The organism is Rhodanobacter sp. GW835-FHT13D09 (assembly GCF_058793995.1).
On record NZ_JBXAGL010000023.1, the window covers coordinates 1 to 1110 of the forward strand.

The 1110-nt window shown below is 60.6% G+C and carries 1 protein-coding gene; it reads right to left on the reverse strand.

Translation table 11 applies throughout. The features are described 5' to 3' along the window. Entirely contained in the window at positions 1-1056 is a 1056-nt protein-coding gene (locus AC1Q5A_RS16595; RefSeq protein ID WP_492702577.1) for an IS630 family transposase, read from the reverse strand. Between the last annotated feature and the right edge of the window lie 54 nt (positions 1057-1110).

Genomic DNA, 1110 nt, shown 5'->3' on the forward strand with positions numbered 1-1110 from the left:
CTAGTGGGCCGTAACGATTGAATTGGGAGTAATACGCCGTGTTGGGTCGAAGTACTTCCACTTTACGGACTTGGGTTGCTCGTTGTATTTGCGGATGTAGCGCATGAGCTTTCTCTTGAGATCGGGCACCGAGGTGAACACGCCGCGTGCGATCACGTCGCGCTCGATCTTGGCGAACCACAGTTCAACTTGGTTGAGCCAGGACGAGTAGGTCGGCGTGAAGTGCATATGCAGGTTCGGATGCGCACTGAGGAATGCATCGACCTGCTTGGTCTTGTGCGCCGAGAGATTGTCCGCGATCACGTGGATTTCCTTACCCTTGGGCTGGTTGGCCACGATGTCGGTGAGGAAGGCGACGAACTCGGCCGAGGTGTGGTGCGCGGCGGTCTTGCCCAACACTTCGCCGGTCTTGGTATTGAAGGCCGCGTACAGCGACAGCGTGCCGTGGCGGTAGTACTCGAAGCCGTGGCGTTCGATGCGCCCTGGCGACAACGGGAGCACCGGGTCCTTGCGGTCCAGCGCCTGGATCGCGGTCTTCTCGTCCACGCTGAACACGGCCGCGTGCTGCGGTGGGTTCAGATACAACCCGATCACGTCGGCGGCCTTGGTTTCAAAGTTCGGATCGTTCGAGGCAAGATAGCCTTGCAGGCGGTGCGGCTTGATGCCGTGCTTGGCCCAGATGCGCGCTACCGTCATGTGCGAGATCTCGCCACCGAGTTCGGCCGCGAGCTTACGAGACGACCAGTGCGTGGAGCCGTCGGCCGGTTTGCGCTTGCTGGTCCATGCCAGCACGCGAGCCTCCAGGCGTTCGGTCACTTTGTAGCGCTCGCGCCCAGCGTGGCGCGCAAACAGGCCCGCCAGCCGCTCAGTTGCAAAGCGCTTGCTCCAGCGGTCGATATAGCTGTCACTGCAATCGAGCTTGCCTCTGATCTGGGCCCACGTCAGCTCGTTCGCAAGCAGCAGGATCAGGCGCGCTCGACGCGCCGAGTCCGCTCGCTCGGTCCTCCCGCTGACTCGCCGCTGCAATTCCATGATTTCAGTTTCGGTTAAGTTCATGGTGCCCTCCGAGGACTCCATGATACTTCCTATTTAAACGTTACGGTCCACTAG